At 52.2% G+C, this 20,666-nt stretch carries 15 protein-coding genes; 6 read left to right on the forward strand and 9 right to left on the reverse strand.

The genetic code is table 11. From position 1 onward, the window contains the following. Positions 1-53: 53 nt before the first annotated feature. Positions 54-1,271 carry a sugar metabolism global transcriptional regulator Mlc gene (gene mlc, locus ACN28R_RS07790; RefSeq protein WP_048638890.1) on the reverse strand — a complete coding sequence of 406 codons (1,218 nt, stop codon included), beginning with the start codon at positions 1,269-1,271 and terminating at the stop codon, positions 54-56. 221 nt (positions 1,272-1,492) lie between these two features. Then, a complete protein-coding gene (locus tag ACN28R_RS07795; RefSeq protein ID WP_048638891.1) occupies positions 1,493-2,383 on the reverse strand; it encodes a LysR substrate-binding domain-containing protein in 891 nt (296 codons plus the stop codon). Positions 2,384-2,514: 131 nt separating this feature from the next. Here ACN28R_RS07795 and ACN28R_RS07800 point away from each other — a divergent pair, with 131 nt between their 5' ends. Then, complete coding sequence (locus tag ACN28R_RS07800; RefSeq protein WP_183092075.1) at positions 2,515-3,771, forward strand: MFS transporter; 1,257 nt, start codon at positions 2,515-2,517, stop codon at positions 3,769-3,771. On the opposite strand, the gene ACN28R_RS07805 is transcribed toward ACN28R_RS07800, so the two are convergent. Beyond that, complete coding sequence (locus tag ACN28R_RS07805) at positions 3,768-6,053, reverse strand: hypothetical protein (protein WP_145957969.1); 2,286 nt, start codon at positions 6,051-6,053, stop codon at positions 3,768-3,770. The genes ACN28R_RS07800 and ACN28R_RS07805 overlap by 4 nt on opposite strands. Positions 6,054-6,285: 232 nt before the next feature. On the opposite strand from ACN28R_RS07805, the gene tus reads away from it, so the two are divergent. Beyond that, positions 6,286-7,218 carry a DNA replication terminus site-binding protein gene (gene tus / locus ACN28R_RS07810; protein WP_095834096.1) on the forward strand — a complete coding sequence of 311 codons (933 nt, stop codon included), beginning with the start codon at positions 6,286-6,288 and terminating at the stop codon, positions 7,216-7,218. A 193-nt stretch (positions 7,219-7,411) separates the two neighbouring features. Here tus and fumC read toward each other — a convergent pair whose 3' ends face one another. Further along, positions 7,412-8,809 carry a class II fumarate hydratase gene (fumC, locus tag ACN28R_RS07815; RefSeq protein ID WP_095834097.1) on the reverse strand — a complete coding sequence of 466 codons (1,398 nt, stop codon included), beginning with the start codon at positions 8,807-8,809 and terminating at the stop codon, positions 7,412-7,414. Positions 8,810-9,113: 304 nt separating this feature from the next. On the opposite strand from fumC, the gene manA reads away from it, so the two are divergent. The 4 genes from manA (at position 9,114) to add (ending at position 14,109) form a co-directional block, all read left to right on the forward strand. Next, on the forward strand, positions 9,114-10,286 hold the full coding sequence (gene manA / locus ACN28R_RS07820; protein ID WP_095834098.1) for a mannose-6-phosphate isomerase: 1,173 nt from the start codon (positions 9,114-9,116) through the stop codon (positions 10,284-10,286). Positions 10,287-10,344: 58 nt separating this feature from the next. After that, a complete protein-coding gene (locus tag ACN28R_RS07825) occupies positions 10,345-11,895 on the forward strand; it encodes a YdgA family protein (protein ID WP_095834099.1) in 1,551 nt (516 codons plus the stop codon). Positions 11,896-11,982: 87 nt separating this feature from the next. Then, on the forward strand, positions 11,983-12,957 hold the full coding sequence (locus ACN28R_RS07830) for an arsenic resistance protein (RefSeq protein WP_095834100.1): 975 nt from the start codon (positions 11,983-11,985) through the stop codon (positions 12,955-12,957). A gap of 138 nt (positions 12,958-13,095) precedes the next feature. Further along, on the forward strand, positions 13,096-14,109 hold the full coding sequence (gene add, locus ACN28R_RS07835) for an adenosine deaminase (protein ID WP_095834101.1): 1,014 nt from the start codon (positions 13,096-13,098) through the stop codon (positions 14,107-14,109). Positions 14,110-14,610: 501 nt separating this feature from the next. Here the strand turns inward: add and ACN28R_RS07840 are convergent. The 5 genes from ACN28R_RS07840 to araG form a co-directional block, all read right to left on the reverse strand. Then, complete coding sequence (locus ACN28R_RS07840) at positions 14,611-15,624, reverse strand: bile acid:sodium symporter family protein (RefSeq protein WP_095834103.1); 1,014 nt, start codon at positions 15,622-15,624, stop codon at positions 14,611-14,613. A gap of 173 nt (positions 15,625-15,797) precedes the next feature. After that, positions 15,798-16,844, reverse strand: coding sequence for an oxidoreductase (locus ACN28R_RS07845; RefSeq protein WP_095834104.1), 1,047 nt, complete (start codon positions 16,842-16,844; stop codon positions 15,798-15,800). 61 nt (positions 16,845-16,905) lie between these two features. Next, positions 16,906-17,865, reverse strand: a complete 960-nt coding sequence (gene araC / locus ACN28R_RS07850; RefSeq protein ID WP_048638902.1) for an arabinose operon transcriptional regulator AraC — start codon at positions 17,863-17,865, stop codon at positions 16,906-16,908. Between the two features lie 234 nt (positions 17,866-18,099). Beyond that, the gene (gene araH / locus ACN28R_RS07855; RefSeq protein ID WP_095834105.1) at positions 18,100-19,116 is read right to left on the reverse strand and encodes an L-arabinose ABC transporter permease AraH; all 1,017 of its coding nucleotides are present in this window, start codon (positions 19,114-19,116) and stop codon (positions 18,100-18,102) included. An 18-nt stretch (positions 19,117-19,134) separates the two neighbouring features. Next, on the reverse strand, positions 19,135-20,658 hold the full coding sequence (araG, locus tag ACN28R_RS07860) for an L-arabinose ABC transporter ATP-binding protein AraG (RefSeq protein ID WP_095834106.1): 1,524 nt from the start codon (positions 20,656-20,658) through the stop codon (positions 19,135-19,137). Positions 20,659-20,666: the final 8 nt, after the last annotated feature.

The raw sequence follows: 20,666 nt of genomic DNA on the forward strand, positions 1-20,666 counted from the left end.
GTTTTGTTTCTCTGAGCTCACGAATTGGAAAATATTAATTTGAACGTTCGGCGTTAACCCTGCAACAGTTTCACCAACAACGACCCATTATACAATGCATCTTTCACCAATGCCGCGCCGGGCATCGTGCCTTGATTATAAAACTGGGTCGCTTCTACCTTAATGTTGTGGCTATAAGGTGGAAAAGACTGCTGATGAATACATCCCATAATGGCCGGATATAAAATATTGGCGGCTTTATTTAGCGGAGAGCCGACCAAGATTTTATCGGGATTAAATAAATTAACCATAATGGCGACAATACGTCCGACGTTATGACCCACATCGTTAATAATATCTTTTGCCAACTGATCGCCTTTCAGGGCGACCTCGCAGAGGTTGTCGACCGTCAATGGCACGCCATGCAGCGATGAGCTCATTGAGGCGCTCATCCGCTGCTGCGCCAGTTCCAACATGCTTGCGGTACTGGCAACCGTCTCAAGACAGCCGTGATTGCCGCAATAACAGCGCTTGCCATAGGGATCGACCTGCGTATGCCCTATTTCAACCAGGTTTCGGCTGCCCGCATGCAGAACGCGTCCGCCGGTAATCACCCCCGCCCCGACATTATGATCAATCACCACCTGAATCACATTCTGACAACCGCGTGAGGCGCCATACAATGCCTCAGCCATCGTCCAGGCGCAGATATCATGCTGTACGAAAACGGGTAATCCGGTTCGCTGCTCCAATGCCGGCCCTATCGCCATCTCTTCGACATCATAAAACGGCATCCGGTGGATAATGCCGGTGGTGGCATCGATCATGCCGGGCGCGGTAATCGCGATAGCGGTCAGGCGTTCCAGCCGATTTTGATAGCGAATAAAAAATTGATCGATTTCATTTAAAATGCGCTGCAGCAGCGGCTGTGGATGGTCTGCGGGAAGAGGAATACAATCTTCAACGACCAGTTTGCTGCTCAGATCGCGCAGCGCCAAAGTGATAGAGTTATGATTGATGCGTGCGGAAAGAAAATGCCATGCCTGAGTGTCAAGAATCAGCCCAATGGCCGGCCGCCCCCGGCTGCCGACATCCTGATATTCCGTTTCCTGAACCAGATGGGCTTCCAGCAGTTCGCGGACGATTTTGGTGATGCTGGCCGGCGCCAATTGCGCGCGTTTAGACAGTTCAATACGTGATATCGGGCCATATTTATCGATCAACCTGTATACAGCACCGGCATTCATTTGTTTAATCTGATCGATGTGTCCTGGCTGACCGTCGGCAATCACAAAACTGGCTCCTACTCTTCATTGCGAGTACTGCTGATGGGGACCGGTCATACCCGTCATCCTTCAAATTGCAGCAGTCCTCGCCGCCCGTTGAAGTCTATCAGGTATGTCTACGCTATTTTTCACGCTGCAAAATAAAAAACTGAGGTTATGTTGGAGCTTTTTGTTAAAGCCGTCAAATATTTGATTCGTTATGTGATTTAATGCACATATTGAAAATATTATCGGTTGAGCATAAGCGAAATCAGTGTCTCCGCCGCCGTTTTTAATGGCCTATGCCGCGCCGTAACCAACCACACCTCGGTAATCGCATCAATTTCCGCTAATTGTAAATATTTCACGCCATCAACTTTGATACGCATGAACGAGGCAGGAAGAATGGACACGCCTAAACCGGATGACACCAGACCAACAATCGTCATGGCTTCACCGACTTCCTGAGTAATATAGGGCGTGATCCCGTATTTTTTCAGCAACGTCAGGGTTTCATCATACAGCGCCGTACCAACCGCCCGAGAGAAGAAAACAAAAGGTTCATTCGCCAACTGACTCACGCTGATGGGCCCTTTGGCTATGGCCAACGGGTGTTCCTCATGCACTACCGCGACAAGCGCCTCATGCAGCAGCAACTGGTGCTCCAACGCATCGGGTAGCGGATTATTACGCATCACGCCGATATCAAGTTTACCATTCAGCAAAGGTTCGATTTGCTGCTTGGTATTCAATTCGATCATCTGAATGTGTACCTGCGGGAAGGACTGGCGGAACCGCAGCAGGCTACGGGACACTTTTTTGATGAAGGGAGCCGATGAAGTAAAACCAATAGTCAGCTCCCCTATTTCTCCCCGCTGTATTCGGGCGGCGCGTTCCGCCGCCTGATTGACCTGGGCGATGATTGACCAGGCCTCTTTTAAAAACATTTCACCCGCCGGAGTCAAACGGACATTACGATTATTGCGCTCCAACAACTTCGCGCCGACCTGTTCCTCCAGAATTTGTATTTGTTGGCTGAGAGGTGGTTGAGAAATAAGCAATTTCTCAGCTGCGCGACCAAAATGCAACTCTTCGGCAACGGCAATAAAATAGCGCAGATGGCGTAGTTCGATATTCATATTTTATAAGTATTAATTATGATGACTAATATATTATACAAAACAATATTGCTCTTCTATGATCGCGCCATCTTTTCCTTTTTAAACTTGGAATTATTTTGAGTACCCCGTCAAACCCAGCATCAAACGCCGTGTCCGTCTCCCTCCTTGATGATGTGGAACCCCTTTCACCGAAACCGACCGCTAATGGCAAAACCCCTTATATAAAACGTGGCACGCCGCAGTTTATGCGCGTCACACTGGCTCTGTTTTCAGCCGGCCTGGCTACCTTCGCCCTGCTTTATTGCGTACAGCCCTTATTACCGGTTCTTTCTCAGGCTTTTTCCATTTCTCCGGCAACCAGCAGTCTGTCGCTTTCGGTAGCGACGGGAACAATGGCCTGCGGGCTGCTGTTTACCGGCCCGCTGTCTGATACCGTCGGGCGCAAAAACGTAATGGTTGTGTCGCTAATGCTGGCGTCCATTTGCACCTTGATTTGCGCCTTTATGACCAGTTGGCAAGGCGTACTGATTATGCGGGCCATGATTGGTCTGTCGCTCAGCGGCGTCGCGGCGGTCGCGATGAGCTACCTGAGTGAAGAGATCCACCCCAGCGTATTGGCCTTTTCCATGGGACTGTATATCAGCGGCAATTCGATTGGCGGCATGAGCGGTCGTCTGGTTAGCGGCGTGCTAAGCGACTATTTCCCCTGGCGAATTTCTGTCGGCGCCATCGGTGTTCTGGCGTTAATTTCAGCGCTGACCTTCTGGAAAATTCTGCCGGCGTCGCGCCATTTCCGTCCGGGATCTTTGCGTCCTAAAGCCTTATTGCTGAATGCGAAACTGCACTGGCATGATGCCGGGTTGCCATTGCTGTTTTTAGAGGGCTTTTTGCTGATGGGGTCGTTTGTTACCCTCTTTAATTACATCGGCTATCGATTATTGGCTTCACCCTATCTGCTTAGTCAGGCCGTCGTCGGTCTGCTGTCGGTCGTTTATCTGACCGGCACTTATAGCTCGCCGAAAGCCGGCGCATTAACGGCCCGTTATGGCCGGGGACCGGTACTGAGCATCTCCATCGCCATCATGCTGCTCGGCCTGCTCATTACCGCCTTTAGCCCGCTGTTGTGCGTTTTCCTCGGTATGATGATGTTTGCCGCCGGTTTCTTCGCTTCTCATGCCGTCGCCAGCGGTTGGATTGGTCAGCGTGCGCGCCGGGCAAAAGGCCAGGCGTCGTCCATGTATCTGTTTTCCTACTATTTCGGCTCTAGCCTGGCTGGGACCGTCGGCGGCGTATTCTGGTACTCGTATGGCTGGGCGGGCATCACCGTCTTTCTGGCAACCCTACTGATTATTGCATTACTGGTCAGTTTCCGCTTGAAACAACTAGACGCCGCCCTGAGCGGCTAGGCATCAGAGTCGCTATCCGAAACGTTCAAATCCAGTTCACCGCTCCTGTTGCGAGAAATATACGTCGGAATGCCTTTCGCAACATTGCTATTAATCGCTGATTTTGTATCGATAAATGCGTGAGCCGCTTTCGTTTGCCAGAAAGGTCCACGATGTTGATCGTCGGAGAACTGGAGCGCTTCGGCGCAAATGCCGCAGGGGCGCTTGGTACCCACGATGCGGTTTGATTCCAGCATTCTGCCCGTCTCGTTCTCAAAAGCCTGTTTTATCCGGCGTTCGGCATGCAGGTCAATCTGCCGTCCCCCTCCCGTGAAGTGAAAATTTTCTGACGATACGCGAAAACGCCCTGCGGTGATGGCTTGAAGCACGGGATTCGCGTCAGGGGGCCAAACCGAACGATCATTAAGAATTTGCTCAAGCTGCGTCGCATGGCGCAGCCATCGGTCATTCATATCCAGATGGACTTTCCCCGCCTGTAGCTGCTTTTGCAGTTCTCCCTGCAACCCATTTTCGTTCAACAACATTCTAATTTTGCGATTCGTTCCTCGCGCGTTGGAGGAAATCCATATTTCATCGCTTGCGCGATCATAGTACGCCTGAACTTCTCTGCCGCCAGGAAAGGCTTTCAGTAGCACCGAGCTCAGCCACCGCAATACCTGACGCTCACGATTGTCGGCATAGGAATGTGGCGCTCTGATTAACGCCGGGCTATTGGCGTATGTCGTTTCCAACGTTCTGGGCCCGCCAGAAATGCGTCCTACAGCGCCAGTTACAAGATGGGTGACATCAACCGTTTTATCCTTGTACTGCTGTTGAACTGTGATCCGATGTACCTGTTGTCCCAATGCCTGAGCGGGTGCCGACGATTTTCTCGGCTGATGATTTTGTTGCGTCAGGATTTTACGCCGCTTACTCGGTTCCGTGCTGACGGCGACTTCCTGCTTACGTTTAGGACCGATAGAGCGCAGCGATCGCATTGCCGCACGTTCGGCGTAAAGGTTGTCAATGACTTTGTTATCGACGGCTCGTATGCGGATCTGTTCGCTGTCCAATTTTCGCCTCAGCACGGTGATCGGCTGCGAACTGCCTAATGGCGTAATGACGTGGCGGGAGATGCCAAATCGCCGATCCACTATGTCGCCTGGATTTTTGTCGCATAGCTGGTCCAAGTGTCGGATAAATGCCGGAGCGTCAGCCAGGCTTTCATCCGGTTGCGCACGGCGAAAGCGTTCCAACTCGCTGGCCAATTGAGGTGCAAGATGCCTTTTCCACAAGGTTTGCAGGTATCTATCCCGGCGCGGCGCGGATAAAAACGCCGATCCGGCGTTACGGCGTGAGTCGGACATTTGGTCGAGAGTCTCTTCCAAGGAGGTTTGTGACGTTAATCGGATATCCGCCAGACTACCGGAAGTATCAAGGCGGCGTAAAACCTGCACCGGAGCTGGCGTACCTGGCACCCGGATCGTGAATAACCGAATGTCCGCCACGTTGGTATCCTGTGCTGAGCCGCACTTTTCAGCCTCGATAGTCAATTTATACAGCGCGTCGAGGAAATGGCCGCCAGTGACATCGAGTTTGCCCGGCAACTGGCGGTAAGCAGTATAGAGCGTCTGAAACTCTTGTTTACGCTTAGTGCTTTGCCATAATTTGCTCTGATGTGGGTAACTCATTGATTTCCCAAGGGCCGCCGCCGCTACGCCATGAGACTGGAAGGCGCTTTTTTCCATCTGCGCCATGATGCCGCGCATCTCGTTGCCATCGCCCGGTCGCTGTAGCCGGCGAAGATCGCGTAATTCACCATCAATATCACGACGCAGCACATAAACATCGTCACCATGCCCCGGCACGCAAATACGAAAAAGCCGAATATCGTTACGTTCCGTAGGCAGTTGCACGTTGATGAGCGGTGCAGCGGCATCCGTTAAATTACGGATCACACGCAGGAAGCCCGGGCCGGATAAGGATGGATTATATGTTGATAGCAGATCTTTAAACTCTTCGCGGCGCTGCTGACTGCAATGCCACAGATCTTTTTCCACATTTGACTTTGAACGCTGGCGAACCGAGCGGCTTTGCGCCGCGACCACGCTTTTATATGCTGAGGGCTCGCTCGATCCCTGTTCCCGCATTGCCAGTCGCTTTTTATACGGTTTGTCTTCATCACGTATTTGAATCGTCCCAAATTCCACAGCTGACAGCGTATTTTCCGCTGGCGGCGAGCGTCTTGTCCCGTTGCTCGGCGTTCTTTGCCGCTCTTCGTCTGAATGGATCCCTGCACTCACCAGATCTGCTCTTATCCCCACCCTCATGCATCTATCTCTCTGTAATCCGCGGAATACCCCATTGAAGATTAAGTGGTTCAATACAATAAGCCATTCCAGATAATGAGATATTTATTTTGAACGCTGCAACTATCTTTACGACCTGATAAGACAAAATGTAAACACGATTGTTGCTGGAATCGATTTGGGATATATATATTATGTATGTTGTAACTAAAATGGTGTATGGATTATGGATCGCTATTCACTTATTGATCGAATGAACCGCTGCTTTGTATCCCTGGAAGAAAAATTGGCGCTGATGCCGCCGCTGTTTTCCACGTTTCGCCTGCTGGCCGGCCGCGTTTATTCTTTGCCCGATATTGAAAAAGGCACCGAGCACGACGCCATCGCGCAAATTGAAGTCCGCCAGCATATAGGCCAGGCAGCTTGCGAGTTAGGGCTGGCGCACTTTCAGCGGTTATTTATCCACCACTACCCCGAAACCATTAGCAGTAAAGCCGCAATTCGGCTCCCCGGCGCGCTGTGCTTTTCTGTCGACCAACGTCAGTATCAGCAGGCGCAACAACTTATAACCGAGATAAACGCGCTGAAGAAAGAGCTGGAGCACATTATCACCGTTGATTCGGGGTTAGCCCCTGAGCAACGTTTTGAGTTTGTACATAGCCATCTGCCGGGGCTGATCACGCTGAGCGCTTACCGCTCGTTAATGCTTATAACCAGCCCGGCGTCTGTTCGCTTCGGCTGGGCCAATAAACATATCATCAAGAACATGACCCGCACCGAGTTATTGAACAAACTGGAAAAAAGCCTGAAAGCGGGCAAAAGCGCCGCGCCGTACAATAAAGAGCAGTGGGTTGAATTAATCGAACGGGAAATAGAGCAGGTACTGCGATTACCCGAACAGGCGGCATTGAAGATAAAGCGACCGGTGAAGGTCCAGCCGATTGCCAGAGTGTGGTATCCAAAGCAGCAAAAGCAGGTACAACACCCCTGCCCGTCGCCGCTGCTGGTATTGTGTCAGCAAGAGTTCGGAGGAGATGTCCCGGTTATTGGCGAGTTGCCTAACTATGACGCCGACAATATAAAGCATAAACATAAACCGCAGGCTAAGCCGCTGAGATTGCTGATACCCCGGCTGCATTTGTATACCGACGATAGATGACGATCCTCGTCATGCTTCAAGCGGCAAGCGCGTTGGCAGCCCAGTCATCCCTGTCTATGTTCATCGTGATTCCCTTCTGCATCCCGCCTTGCGCAGGTTGAATTAGCCAAATTCTAAAATGCCAATGATTACGATAATGATTGTTATTTCTCTGCCTGCCGGCAATAATCCCGGCAGGCAAGACATTAATGAATCAGTTTTTCAGACTTCCGACCATATCCTGCGGCCGTACCCACTCATCAAACTGCGCTTCCGTAAGATATCCCAGCTTCAGCGCCGAGGCTTTTAACGTCAGCCCTTCCTTATGCGCTTTTTTGGCGATTTCAGCGGATTTGTCGTAACCGATATGGGTATTAAGCGCCGTCACCAGCATTAACGATTCGTTCAGCAACTGATCGATGCGCTCACGATTCGGCTCAATGCCAACCGCGCAATGCTCATTAAAGCTCTTCATGCCGTCGGCCAGCAGACGAACGGATTGCAGGAAATTATGAATCACCATCGGACGATAAACATTCAGTTCAAAGTTCCCCGCAGCCCCGCCGATATTAACCGCAACATCATTCCCCAACACCTGACAACATAACATCGTCATAGCTTCGCACTGCGTAGGGTTAACTTTACCGGGCATAATTGAACTACCGGGCTCGTTTTCAGGAATGCTCAGCTCGCCAATGCCGCAGCGTGGACCGGATGCCAGCCAGCGCACGTCATTGGCGATTTTCATTAATGACGCCGCCAATCCTTTCAATGCGCCATGACCGTGAACCAACGCATCGCAGGTGCCTAACGATTCAAATTTATTCGGTGCGGTAACAAACGGTTGTCCGGTCAGCTTCGCCAGTTCGGCGGCAACCCGAACGGCATATTCAGGATGCGTGTTTAACCCGGTGCCGACAGCCGTTCCCCCCAGCGCCAGTTCGCACAAATGCGGTACGCTGTTTTCAATATGCTTCAGGTTATGTTGCAGCATCGCCGCCCAACCGGAAATTTCCTGTCCCAGCGTTAATGGCGTCGCATCCTGCAGGTGAGTACGTCCGATTTTAACGATATCTTTGAACTGCTCGGCTTTCGCGGCAAGCGTGCGCTGCAGCGAAGTCAACTCAGGGATAAGATGCTCGTTAATGGCCAGCACGGCCGCGACATGCATCGCCGTGGGGAAAACATCGTTGGAGCTTTGGCTTTTATTAACATCGTCATTGGGGTGAACCAGACGGTTGTTTCCTCGTTCCCCGCCCAATAATTCACTGGCGCGATTCGCCAGTACTTCATTCATGTTCATATTGCTTTGCGTGCCGGAACCGGTTTGCCAAATGGCTAACGGAAATTCGCCGGCAAGTTTGCCCGCCAGCACTTCATCCGCAGCCTGAACAATGGCATTCCCTCTATCTTCGGGCAGTAATTTCAAATCCATATTGACGCTGGCCGCGGCACGTTTTGTTTGCGCCAGTGCGTAAATCAATGCCTTCGGCATTTTCTCTTCGGAAATACGGAAGTGCTCTAGCGAACGCTGCGTCTGCGCTCCCCATAAGCGTTCCGCTGGAACGTTAATCGGCCCCATCGAATCTTTTTCAATGCGAGTGGTTGTCATGACCTTTTCTCCTTAAGTATCACAAAGTAGTGGGGAAAGCCGGCTTATCTACAACGGCTAAATGAAGGGAATAACACTAATGCCAGTTCATTAAGCCTGGGTTAACTTAATCCAACCGCGACCGCCGCGAAATATCCTTCCGTAAACGATCAACATTAGGTTATAGCCTGCCAGCACTGTCTGGAATAGTGACACATAAAACATTACCATGATGTGAGCAGAAACGGTGTATTCATAACCTTTCCTTTTTATTAATTATTTTAACTTAGTTAATCAACAAGTTACTTAACGTCAGGAAACTAACATGCAAAAAATGCTCAATCGTGTCCAGCACTATGCCTGGGGCAGCAAACACGTATTAACTGAGCTATATGGCATTAAGAACCCTAATGATTTACCCATGGCGGAATTATGGATGGGCGCTCACCCCAAGAGTAGCTCCCATGTTATTGATGAAGAAGGAAACGATCGTAATTTGCGCGAGGCGATCGCAGAGGATTTGCCCGCGCATCTTGGCGCCAAAGTCGCGCAGCGGTTCGGGGAATTACCTTTTTTATTTAAGGTATTGTGCGCCGCGCAACCGCTTTCTATTCAGGTACATCCAAGTAAATCGTCGGCAGAACAAGGGTTTGCGAGGGAAAATGCCGCAGGTATCGCGATGGATGCAGCGGAAAGAAACTATAAGGATGCTAATCACAAGCCTGAATTAGTCTTCGCGCTTACCCCGTTTCAAGCCATGAACGGCTTTAGAGAATTGTCTGAAATTGTCACCTTGTTGCAGCCGGTCGCCAGCGCACATCCGTCGATTTCCGCTTTTTTACAACAGCCCGACAGCAAAAACCTCTCCATGCTGTTTGCAAATCTGCTGAGCATGGATGGGCAGCAAAAAAGTCAGGCATTGGGCGTATTAAAAGCCGCGCTGAACAACCACCAGGACGAACCCTGGGCAACCATTCGCGACATTACCCGGTTTTATCCGGACGACAGCGGTCTGTTCTCTCCGCTGTTGCTCAATGTGATTACGCTGCAACCAGGCGAAGCCATGTTTTTATATGCGGAAACGCCGCATGCCTATCTGAACGGCGTCGCCCTGGAAGTCATGGCCAACTCGGATAACGTACTGCGGGCTGGATTAACGCCGAAATACATTGATATCCCGGAACTGTTGGACAATGTGAAATTTGAAGCCAAACCCGCCGCACAATTGTTAACCACGCCTGTCCAGCATGGGAATGAGCTAAACTTCCCTATTCCCGTCGACGATTTCGCTTTTTCCTTGCATAGTCTGAACGGTAAACCACAAGCGCTCAGCCAGAATAGCGCGGCGATCGTTTTCTGCGTCGATGGCGAAGCGTTATTGCAAAAAGATGATCGGCAGATCGGACTCAAAGCGGGTGAATCCTGTTTTATCTCCGCCAACGAGTCGCCGGTGATGGTTCAGGGACAAGGGCGTATTGCTCGCGTATTTAATCGGTAATTACCGATATCTCTCGCCCGGCAGAATCCGGGCGGGTTTTTAATAAAAGGACGAACAAATGAAAAAATCATTAGTTGCCGCCGGCGTTATTATCGCCTTGGGCGCAATCTGGACCGGCGCATCCTGGTATACCGGCAAACAATTGGCTCTGAATATTGATGAGCTTACCGATAATATCAATACCCAGTTGAAAACCGCCTATCCCGACGCCGCTCTGAAAGTCGTATACCGGGACTATCAAGGCGGTATCTTTAGCAGTCAATTAGCCTACGTTCTGCAATCCGATGGCTCGGATAAAGGGCAACAGCTGCTTGCGCCAGGCGAAGAAATCGTCATTAATGAAACCGTTTCTCATGGCCCTTTCCCTTTGGCGCAGCTCAAAAAATTCAATCTGATTCCCGCCATGGCATCCGTACACGGTGAGTTGGCGAATACGCCGGTGGTTAAGCCCCTATTCGATCTCACGCAGAATAAGCCGTTTGTCACGGCAGAAACACGCGTGTCCTACAGCGGCGACACCCGTAGCGATATCTCGCTGTTGCCCATCGAACATCAGGGCAATGAGCAGAAGTTATCTTTCAGCGGCGCTGAAATCCAGTTAGACGTCGCCCATGATTTTCGCAGCAACAAACTGTCGGGCACTATCAGCAACATACTGGTGGAAAAGAGAAATCCGTGGGGCGAGATGGAACAACTCGCGCTAAAAGACCTTGCCATGGACGTCAATAACCATAAAGGCAAGTTCGATCTCGGTATCGGCGACGGCACCTTTTCCGCCAAGTCTCTGGCATTTACCGTTGAAGGCGGCGAACCCGTCGCGCTGAACAATTTCGCCGTGCAAAGTACCGTGACGGAAGATGATAAAAATCTGGCGGGTAAAACGGCAGTAACGTTGGAATCGCTGACCGTCGGCGATCGTAACCTGGGCTCCGGCAATCTCAACGTCGCCTTCTCCCAGTTTGATGGGGAAGGAACAAAGCAATTCGCCGCCGATTACCAGAAAGCGATTCAACAGTTTTGGCAAACCTCGGACGACGCCAATCCTCTTGCTTACCAACATCAGGTTTTAATGGTTTTCCTGCAAAATTTACCTAAATTGCTGAAGGGGAATCCAAACATAACCATCGCCCCCCTGAGCTGGAAAAACAGCAAAGGCGAAAGCACCTTTACGCTGGCGCTGGATTTGACCGATCCTCTGCAAAACGGCGCCAACGCGGCCGATCCTGCGGCGTCGGATGAAGAGAAAATCATTCTGCAGTCGGTCAAGAAACTCGACGCTAAATTGAATGTGCCGTTAGACATGCTGGCGGAGTTGATGGTTCAGGCGGACAAACAGCCCGCAACCGATGAAGAGAGAGAACAGGCCACTAACATGGCGCTGCAGCAGGCCAATATGATGGCCAGCATCGGCCAGATGAACCAGATCACGGTCACGAAAGACGGTGCGATCACCAGTTCATTACAGTATGCCGACGGTCAGGTTGATTTTAACGGCAACAAGATACCGCTGGCTGACTTCATCGCGCCGTTTATTGGTCTTCCTGATGAAAACGGCGATGACTCGCTGCCCCAATCGCCGGAAGCGCCCGTCACGCCTCCCGCTCAATAAGACTGAAATAGAAAAACCTGTGGCGGCGATGCGGCTGTCACAGGATCTTTCCCGGTCTGAATCTGTTGTCCCGTTGAGAGATCTCGCATGCAAAAGCTGAAAGCATTCATGGAAGAGCGCCAGACTGTAATCTACTTCATCTCAGTTATCTCAGCGGTATTGATTGCGCTGCTGCTTCCCGGAACAGAAAAGCTGGATGCGGCGATCAATCCTGCGTTGGCATTAATGCTGTTTGTTACTTTTTTGCAGGTGCCGCTGACGTCCCTGAAAAGAAGTTTTACCCAAATCCGCTTTCTTGCCGCCCTGCTTATTGCCAATTTTATCGTCATCCCGCTGTTTCTGGCTTTACTTGTTCCCTATTTACCTGCCGAGCCAATGATCCGGCTGGGTATTCTGCTGGTGTTACTTGCGCCATGTATCGACTACGTGGTGACATTCTCCCACCTCGGACATGCGGATGCGCCACGCTTGCTGGCGGCTACCCCGGCGCTGCTGATCGTACAGATGCTGGCATTGCCGTTTTATCTGGGGCTTTTTCTTAGCCGGGAAGCGGCCGGTCTTGTCCATATCGCGCCGTTTTTCCACGCGTTCATCTGGCTTATCGCGATCCCCTTGCTGCTTGCCGGACTGGTGCAATGGGGCGCAGGCCGTTCTTCCGCGGTGGATAAATTCGCCGACAAACTCGGTTTTCTCCCCGTGCCGGCAACGGCGCTGGTGTTATTGGTGGTGGTTGCCTCCGTCATACCCCAGCTTAAAACCACCTGGACGACCGTTCTGACAGCCGTTCCGTTCTATGTGCTCTTCGCTATCGTCGCGCCGACGTTGGGATGGCTGACCGGCAAGCTGTTTCGGCTTGAATCCGCCAGCGGACGCGCCGTTGCTTTCAGTTCCGGCACGCGCAACTCCCTTGTCGTTCTACCACTGGCGCTGGCCATTCCCGGCGCGATCCCGCTATTACCGGCGATTATCGTGACCCAGACCCTGGTAGAGCTGCTAAGCGAACTGGTCTATATCCGTATCATTCCCAAACTGACCGCGAACAACCCCAGGATATCCGACTGAAATGCGACCGTTATTTCGCAGGCTTTCTGACTTTTTTCAGCAACGGTTGGCAATTTGCCGCCAATTGTTTTTATACTTCACCGCATTCGATGGGCTATAGCCCGACTGACTCACATCACTATTTGCAAAGAGTACATCATGATTGATACGCGACTCCCACTAACGGATATTCATCGTCACCTTGATGGCAACATTCGGGCGCAGAGCATTCTGGAACTGGGCCGCCAGTTCAATATTTCATTACCTGCCAATGACTTGGAGTCACTTCGCCCTCATGTTCAAATTACGTCCAATGAGCCGGATTTACTGAGTTTTTTACGCAAGCTGGATTGGGGGGTGGCCGTTCTGGGATCGTTGGATGCCTGCCGCCGTATCGCTTACGAAAATGTTGAAGATGCCGTCAATGCCGGATTGGATTACGCGGAACTTCGTTTCTCCCCCTACTATATGTCGATGAACCACCGGCTTCCGATTGCCGGCGTGGTTGAAGCGGTAATTGACGGCGTCGCCGCAGGATGCCGCGATCATGACATTGATGTGCGTTTGATCGGCATCATGAGCCGCACCTTCGGCACCGATGCCTGCCAACAGGAACTGGATGGCTTACTGGCCCATCGCGACCATATCGTCGCACTGGATCTGGCGGGCGATGAGCTGGGATATCCCGGCGATCTGTTTTTATCTCACTTCAAACAAGCTCGTGACGCGGGCTGGCATATTACCGTCCATGCAGGAGAAGCGGCCGGTCCTGAAAGTATCTGGCAAGCCATCAACCAACTGAAGGCGGAACGCATCGGCCACGGCGTCGCCGCCATTATCGATACCGGTTTGATGACCTACATGGCTGAAAACAATATCGGCGTTGAATCCTGTCTGACATCCAATCTGCAAACCAATACCGTGACTGCTTTGGAGCAACATCCGCTGATACATTTTCTGCGCTACAGTATTCCCGCCACGATTAATACCGACGATCCGGCGGTACAGGGTATTGAGATCCGGCATGAATATGAAGTGGCGGCGCCATTAGCCGGCTTAACCGCCAAAGAAACCCGTCAGGCGCAGGAAAATGGATTGAAAATCGCGTTTATCAGCGAGCGGGAAAAGCAACAACTGCGCGAAAAAGTGCTGCGTAAACGCGGCCAGGCATGATGATATAGTCGCAATAAAGCAAACTAATGACCCCTACCCGGCCTCCCCCTTGTCAGCTGTCTCTTATACACAAATGTAGGGGCTATGACGGGGTTTGCCGTTATCCGGCGTAAGAAATTATGCTGAGGAGATAGCAGGCTTAGGATGAGCCGCACGGACGCGGCGAAAGCTTGCGCCACGTTGGACAAAAACGCCGGGAGCGTTTTTGAACAGCGCTTGCGCTGGCCCGTTAGGGCGAGTCTCAGGGATGAGACGAGTATTCCGTGTCGCAAGCGGTCCGTTAAGCCTGATACCGACGAAGGCATCGCGCAGCGACATAATTTAGCCGCAAGCCGGGGTTCATAGGGGGCTGGCGTCTGAGCCCCCTATGTCGGGCGCGTGCTGCGAGGCAGCATGAAAATAGCGGCATTGTGGCGCACGAAACTATCTCCAAGTCCGCATAAAAATGTGACTAAGAGACAGCCCTGACAAGGGGGAGCCGCTAAAAAACGCGTAATACCGTTATTTATCGCCTGCCGTCATAGGAACCTGCTCGGCTTCGGCGCGCTTTTTCCTATTCGCATAGCGCTGAGCCAATGCCGCGCAGACCATCAGTTGAATCTGATGGAATATCATCAGCGGCAATACCATTACCCCTACCGCTGCGGCGGGAAACAGTACGCTGGCCATAGGGATACCATTGGCCAGACTTTTCTTCGACCCGCAAAACACGATGGTGATCTCATCGGCGGTATTAAAGCCGAGTTTTCGCGCCACCAGCGTATTCACCACCAGCACAATAGCCAATAACACGATGGAACATCCGACCACGGCTAATAGAGACCAGCCGTTGATCTGGCTCCAGATCCCCTGAACCACCGCTTCGCTGAAGGCGACGTAGACCACCAGAAGAATGGATGACCGATCCGTAATATTGATTAATTTACGGTGACGCTCGACCCAGTTGGCAATCAACGGCCGGGATAAATGCCCGATGACAAAAGGCACCATCAACTGCATGATAATGGAGCCGATGGCATGCAACGTATCCGTATGCCCTTCTCCTTGGGTATGCATAAGCAGACCAACGAGTATGGGAGACAGAAATACGCCCAGAATGCTGGAAGCCGAGGCGCTGCAGATAGCGGCGGCGACGTTGCCGCCGGCCATTGAGGTGTAGGCGATGGCGGACTGTACGGTGGCCGGCAGGGCGCACAGATAAAGAAAGCCAAGATACAGCGCCGGCGTTAACACCACCGGCACCAACAGACTCATCCCCACGCCCAACAGGGGAAACAGGATAAATGTACTGGCAAAGACCACCAGATGAAGCCGCCAGTGTCCCATCCCCGCCGTAATGGCTTCCCGCGACAGTTTGGCGCCATGCATAAAAAACAACAGCGCGATAGCGGCTGTCGTCAGATATTCAAAAAAGACTTGTGCAGCGCCCTCACAAGGGAAAAACGATGCCGCCACCACCACTGAAACCAATATCAGCAAAAACTTATCAATTCGCAACCGCTGTAGCCACGCCATTATCCACACCTTTATCCCGGCCTTCCAACCGCGCCATTTTTCAAGTTCTCAAGGCGCTATTCGCAGCGTCTTGAAATCTGTTGGCGTTATTAGAGCCTTATTAAACAGTACAGGCGATCCTAAGATCGCCTGCTTAAACCAAACGGTAATGTCTATGATAAAAATCGGCAACGCTAGCTATTTTTTAGCGTCATCACTCTTTTTTGCTGATGAGAGGCCAGTCCAAGCTCAATCAACTCCATCACCTGTATCGCCTGATGCACCGTCACCGGATTTTCACCTTTCCCGGTTAACGCATCGCGGATCGCGGCATAATAAGCGGGATAATCGCCGGGCAGCGTTGAAACGGTCTGCTCCGCCGTTACGCCGTCACGGAACAGGGTCAACACCCCGTCCTGCCGGTCTTGTCCCCAGTTCGCCAGCGGCGGTCGTTCCCCTTTTTTCAACTGCTCTTCTTGCGGATCAAGGCCGAATTTAACAAAACTGCCGCGCGAGCCATGGACGATATAGCGGGCCGAAGGGGCAACCACCAGCATGCTGGCATGCAACACCACCCGGCGTTGGGGATAGATCAGGGTAGCGTGAAAATAATCTGTCGCTTTGCTGCCGGGCCTTAACTGCGCCAGATCGACCTGAATAGCGACCGGCAGACCAAAAAGCTGTAGAGCCTGATCCAATAAATGCGGGCCTAAGTCGTACCAAATGCCGCTCCCTTCGCTGCCGTTTTCGCGCCAGCGCTGGCGAATCTCCGGACGATAGCGATCGAAGTGGGACTCCATGTAAACCACATCCCCTAGCACACCGGTATGAAATAGCTGTTTTAACGTCAGGAAATCGCTGTCCCAGCGCCGGTTGTGGAACACGGAAAGCAGTTTCCCCTGGTGCTCGGCCTGTAAACCCAGTTCATGAGCTTGTGACAACGTCACGGTAAAGGGTTTATCCACCACCACATGCTTACCGGCGGCCAGCGCTTGTTTAGCCAATGGGAAATGGGTGTCATTCGGCGTTGGAATAACGATAAGATCGATATCCTCATCATTAAACAACGTTTGCGGATCGCTCACTACGTTAACCTTCGCCCAGTCAGCATGGACTTTATCGGCATTACTGCTGGAAACCGCCGTCAGTTCCATACCCGCTGTTCCGGCAATCAGCGGCGCATGGAATGTTTTACTCGCATAACCGTATCCCAGCAGCCCAACACGAATTACGTCACTCATGAAGATTCCCCTTCGCATTTACGTTGTAATTTGACCACAGTATAGCACCAGGGAAATCCGCTTATCGCGATGACATTTCCGTGCTTCGGCTAACGCCGCCGACGCCGGAGGATGATTTTTCCCACATCGGCGTCTCTTTGCGGGCCGCTGGATAGTTGATTTCACTGCGGCTGCGCCGGAAATCGCTCGGGCTGACGCCCACGCGTTTACGGAATACGCGGGAGAAATAGAGCTGATCGTCATAACCGACCACCCGGCCGATATTGGCGATGGATTCTTGCGTTGTTTGCAGCAGGAGTTTGGCGCGGATCACCCGTTGGTCTTCCCGCCAGCGTAAAATGTTAATGCCCACCTGTTCGCGGAATAAATGCGCTAAGCGCGACGGCGACAGACACACGTGCCGGGCGACTTCATCAATGCGCAATTCGCCGGCCAGATTGCCGGTAATAAATTGGCAGGCTTCAATGACTCGCGGATCCATAATTTTTTGCGGACTTTGCGGATCCTCTTCCATCGCTCTTAACAACAGCCGCTCCAACAGATTCATCCCCAACTCTTCCGAAAAGCGCCGGCCTGAACGTTGGGTCTGTTCAATGTTGGCGAATAGCCGATCGAACTCCAGCAACAGCTGATTATTCGGCAGGCTCAAACGGCCAACGCCGCAGCTCTTGCTATGCCACTCCAGCCAATCGGCCCAGTAGGCCCGCGGACGAAAATAGACCCATCGGTGATACCAGCAGTCGCTGTCCGGCGCTCGGCCATAAAAGTGTTTGGCTTTCGGCGGAAACAGCAATAAGTCGCCCGGACGACAATAAAAGGCGTCGTCGCCATCAAAAACCTGCCCCCGCCCTTTAATGGTAAGATTAATGATATAGCCTTTCATGCCGTCGGGACGGTCGATAAAGAAGTCGAGCGGTCCGTTCGCCAGGATCGGCGTCAATCCGGCGACCAGATAGGCGTTAAACGAGTAACCCGGCAACAGCGGATTAGACTGAGATTCATGCGCCACACGGTGATACATCTAACCTCCGGAACACGACAAGTAATAACAGACGACGAGCTGGCGCAAGGGAGAGCCGCCAGAGCAAATACGGCGTTAACCACCGGTAATCGGGCCATCCTCCTCCGTCATACCAGCCAACGCGGGCATCCGGTGCCCTCCCTGGCGGTGAAAACGGCAATTCCCACCTTGCCCAGGCGGGAACTGCGGGAATAACAAGTAACGATCCCATGCTAAGTATATGGCATGGAAAACTCACACGGTTTTCTTGGCCAGCTGTTTGTAACGGTCAAAGATAACCGCGGCCAGCAGAATCAAACCGCGCACCACGTATTGCGCGAACGGCGAAATATTCAACAGGTTCATCGCGTTTTCCACGGTTCCCAGAATCAGCACCCCGGCGACGACATAGGAAATTTTCCCGATGCCGCCCTTCAACGACACCCCGCCGAGCACGCAGGCGGAAATTACAATCAGCTCGTAGCCGATAGAGGTCATCGGCTGCCCGCTGGTCATACGCGATGCCAGGATGATGCCCGCCGCGGCGGAGACCAACCCGGAAAGCGCGAAGATGATGATTTTGGTGCGTATGACGGGCACCCCGGCCAGGCGCGCCGCCTCTTCATTTCCCCCGATCGCCAGCGTATTGCGTCCGAATGTGGTTTTATTCAGCAGCAGCCCGAACAGAACCATACATATCACGGTGATCCAAATGGGCGCCGGAAGCCCCAGCCAGTTGGCGTAGCCCAGCTCAAAAAAACGTTCGTCTTCAATACCTACCGCTTTACCGTCGGAGATGATGTAAGCCAAACCGCGGGCAATCTGCATCGTCGCCAGCGTGGTGATCAGCGCGTTAATTTTCAGCCGCGCAATGATAAAGCCGTTAATTAAACCGAAGGCAATACCCAGCAGTAGACCGGCTCCGACGCCAATCCACAGACTTTGGCTGATATTGATGACCACCGCCGTCGTCACGCCGGCGCAGGCGATAATCGACGCGACCGACAGATCAAAATCCCCGGAAGCCAGGCAGAACAGCATGCCGCAGGCCACCATGCCTGACATGGATATCGCCAGTCCCAATCCTTTCATATTGATAAAGCTGGAAAAGTTCGGTACAAAAATCATGCAGCCCAGAAACAGCACGGCAAAAACCACCAGCATGCCGTAGTTATCCCAAATACGGGAAATCCCCGCTCCGGTTTTCTTCTTCGGAGTCGCTGTCGTCGCCGTTGAGTCTGTTTTCCTCGTGGGCAAGGTGTTAGTCGGCATAGTTTTACTCCTTGGCGGTCAGGCAACCGCGGGTTCTATATCAGGGGTTCGTAACATCGCCAAACTCAGCGCTTTCTGCTCAGTGGCCTCATCGTGCAGGAGTTCACCGGATACCGCGCCTTCACGCATCACAATGATACGGTCAGCCAGTCCAAGCACTTCCGGCAGATCGCTGGAAGCGAACAGAACGGCGATGCCCTGTTTCGCCAGCTCATAAATGACGTGATAGATTTCATGTTTGGCGCCGACGTCAATCCCGCGCGTTGGCTCATCCAGCAGAATGACTTTCATCTCTTCGGATAACCAGCGGCCTAAAATCGCCTTCTGCTGGTTGCCGCCGGAAAGATTCATCATCAACTGTCCCGCGCTGGGGGTTTTAATATTCAGCGCCTGAATGCGTTGTTGCGCATTCTGATCTTCCCATTGATTATTAATGATAAAACCGGCTTTCAGGCTCTTGCGCCGCGCGCTGATATTGATGTTGTCGCGTACCGAATGAACGGCGATGATCCCCTCCGCTTTGCGATCCTCAGGGCAAAGCATGATCCCCTGTCGGATCGCATCGATCGGCGAGTTGACGACTATCGGCTTACCATCCAACAACACTTCTCCGCCGGTGATTTGGGTTGCGCCGAACAGCCCTTTCAGCAGCTCGCTGCGCCCGGCGCCCACCAGCCCGAATAACCCGACAATTTCGCCCTGGCGCACGTGCAGCGAAACCTTGGATTTCACTCCCGGCGCTTTTACCTCTTTCAAGGTCAGGCGCTCCTCGCCGTGCTGCCGAGAGGAGTAACCATAGATATCCCCCAAATCTCGCCCGACCATCGCCTGTACCAGCAGTTCATGGTTCACCTGCCGCATGTCATCGAACGTGCGCACATATTGACCATCTTTAAACACGGTGATGGCGTCGCTCAGTGCGAAAATCTCCTCCATGCGGTGCGAGACATACAAAATCACCCGGCCTTCGCTGCGCAACTCGCGGATGACGCGGAACAACTGTTCGATTTCCCGCGCGGATAGCGAACTGGTGGGTTCATCAAAGGCAATAATCTTGGCGTTGCGGGCCAGCGCTTTGGCGATTTCCACCATTTGCCACTGGCCGATGGAAAGGTATTTGAGCGGGGTATCGGGATCGATATCCAACCCCAGATGGTCGAGCTGCAACTGGCTCTCATAGCGCATCAGCGAATAATTGACCATGCCGTATTTATGCGGAAACTGACCAAGGTAGATATTCTCCGCCACCGTCATTTCCGGCACCAGATGCAACTCCTGATAGATGATTGCGACGCCTTTATTCAGCGCATCCATCGTATTGTTGAACCGCACGGGCTGGCCTTGGATATGGATTTCCCCGGATGAAGGCAAATAATTACCGCTCAAAATCTTTAATAGCGTCGATTTACCCGCTCCGTTTTCTCCCATCAAGGCATGGATCTGCCCGGCATGACAGGAAAAACTGATATCCGTCAGCGCTTTCACGCCGGGAAACGTTTTTCCAATGCCATGAAATGATAAGTAAGGTGACGGTGCTGTCATGTCCATTT

Source organism: Brenneria goodwinii (assembly GCF_002291445.1).
GTDB lineage: Bacteria > Pseudomonadota > Gammaproteobacteria > Enterobacterales > Enterobacteriaceae > Brenneria > Brenneria goodwinii.

Excerpts from the sequence above, each read along its gene's own strand:
- ACN28R_RS07795 (WP_048638891.1), bottom strand. The coding sequence starts at position 2,383 with ATGAATATCGAACTACGCCATCTGCGCTATTTTATTGCCGTTGCCGAA.
- tus (WP_095834096.1), top strand. The coding sequence starts at position 6,286 with ATGGATCGCTATTCACTTATTGATCGAATGAACCGCTGCTTTGTATCC.
- fumC (WP_095834097.1), bottom strand. The coding sequence starts at position 8,809 with ATGACAACCACTCGCATTGAAAAAGATTCGATGGGGCCGATTAACGTT.
- manA (WP_095834098.1), top strand. The coding sequence starts at position 9,114 with ATGCAAAAAATGCTCAATCGTGTCCAGCACTATGCCTGGGGCAGCAAA.
- ACN28R_RS07825 (WP_095834099.1), top strand. The coding sequence starts at position 10,345 with ATGAAAAAATCATTAGTTGCCGCCGGCGTTATTATCGCCTTGGGCGCA.
- ACN28R_RS07830 (WP_095834100.1), top strand. The coding sequence starts at position 11,983 with ATGCAAAAGCTGAAAGCATTCATGGAAGAGCGCCAGACTGTAATCTAC.
- add (WP_095834101.1), top strand. The coding sequence starts at position 13,096 with ATGATTGATACGCGACTCCCACTAACGGATATTCATCGTCACCTTGAT.
- ACN28R_RS07840 (WP_095834103.1), bottom strand. The coding sequence starts at position 15,624 with ATGGCGTGGCTACAGCGGTTGCGAATTGATAAGTTTTTGCTGATATTG.
- ACN28R_RS07845 (WP_095834104.1), bottom strand. The coding sequence starts at position 16,844 with ATGAGTGACGTAATTCGTGTTGGGCTGCTGGGATACGGTTATGCGAGT.
- araC (WP_048638902.1), bottom strand. The coding sequence starts at position 17,865 with ATGTATCACCGTGTGGCGCATGAATCTCAGTCTAATCCGCTGTTGCCG.
- araH (WP_095834105.1), bottom strand. The coding sequence starts at position 19,116 with ATGCCGACTAACACCTTGCCCACGAGGAAAACAGACTCAACGGCGACG.
- araG (WP_095834106.1), bottom strand. The coding sequence starts at position 20,658 with ATGACAGCACCGTCACCTTACTTATCATTTCATGGCATTGGAAAAACG.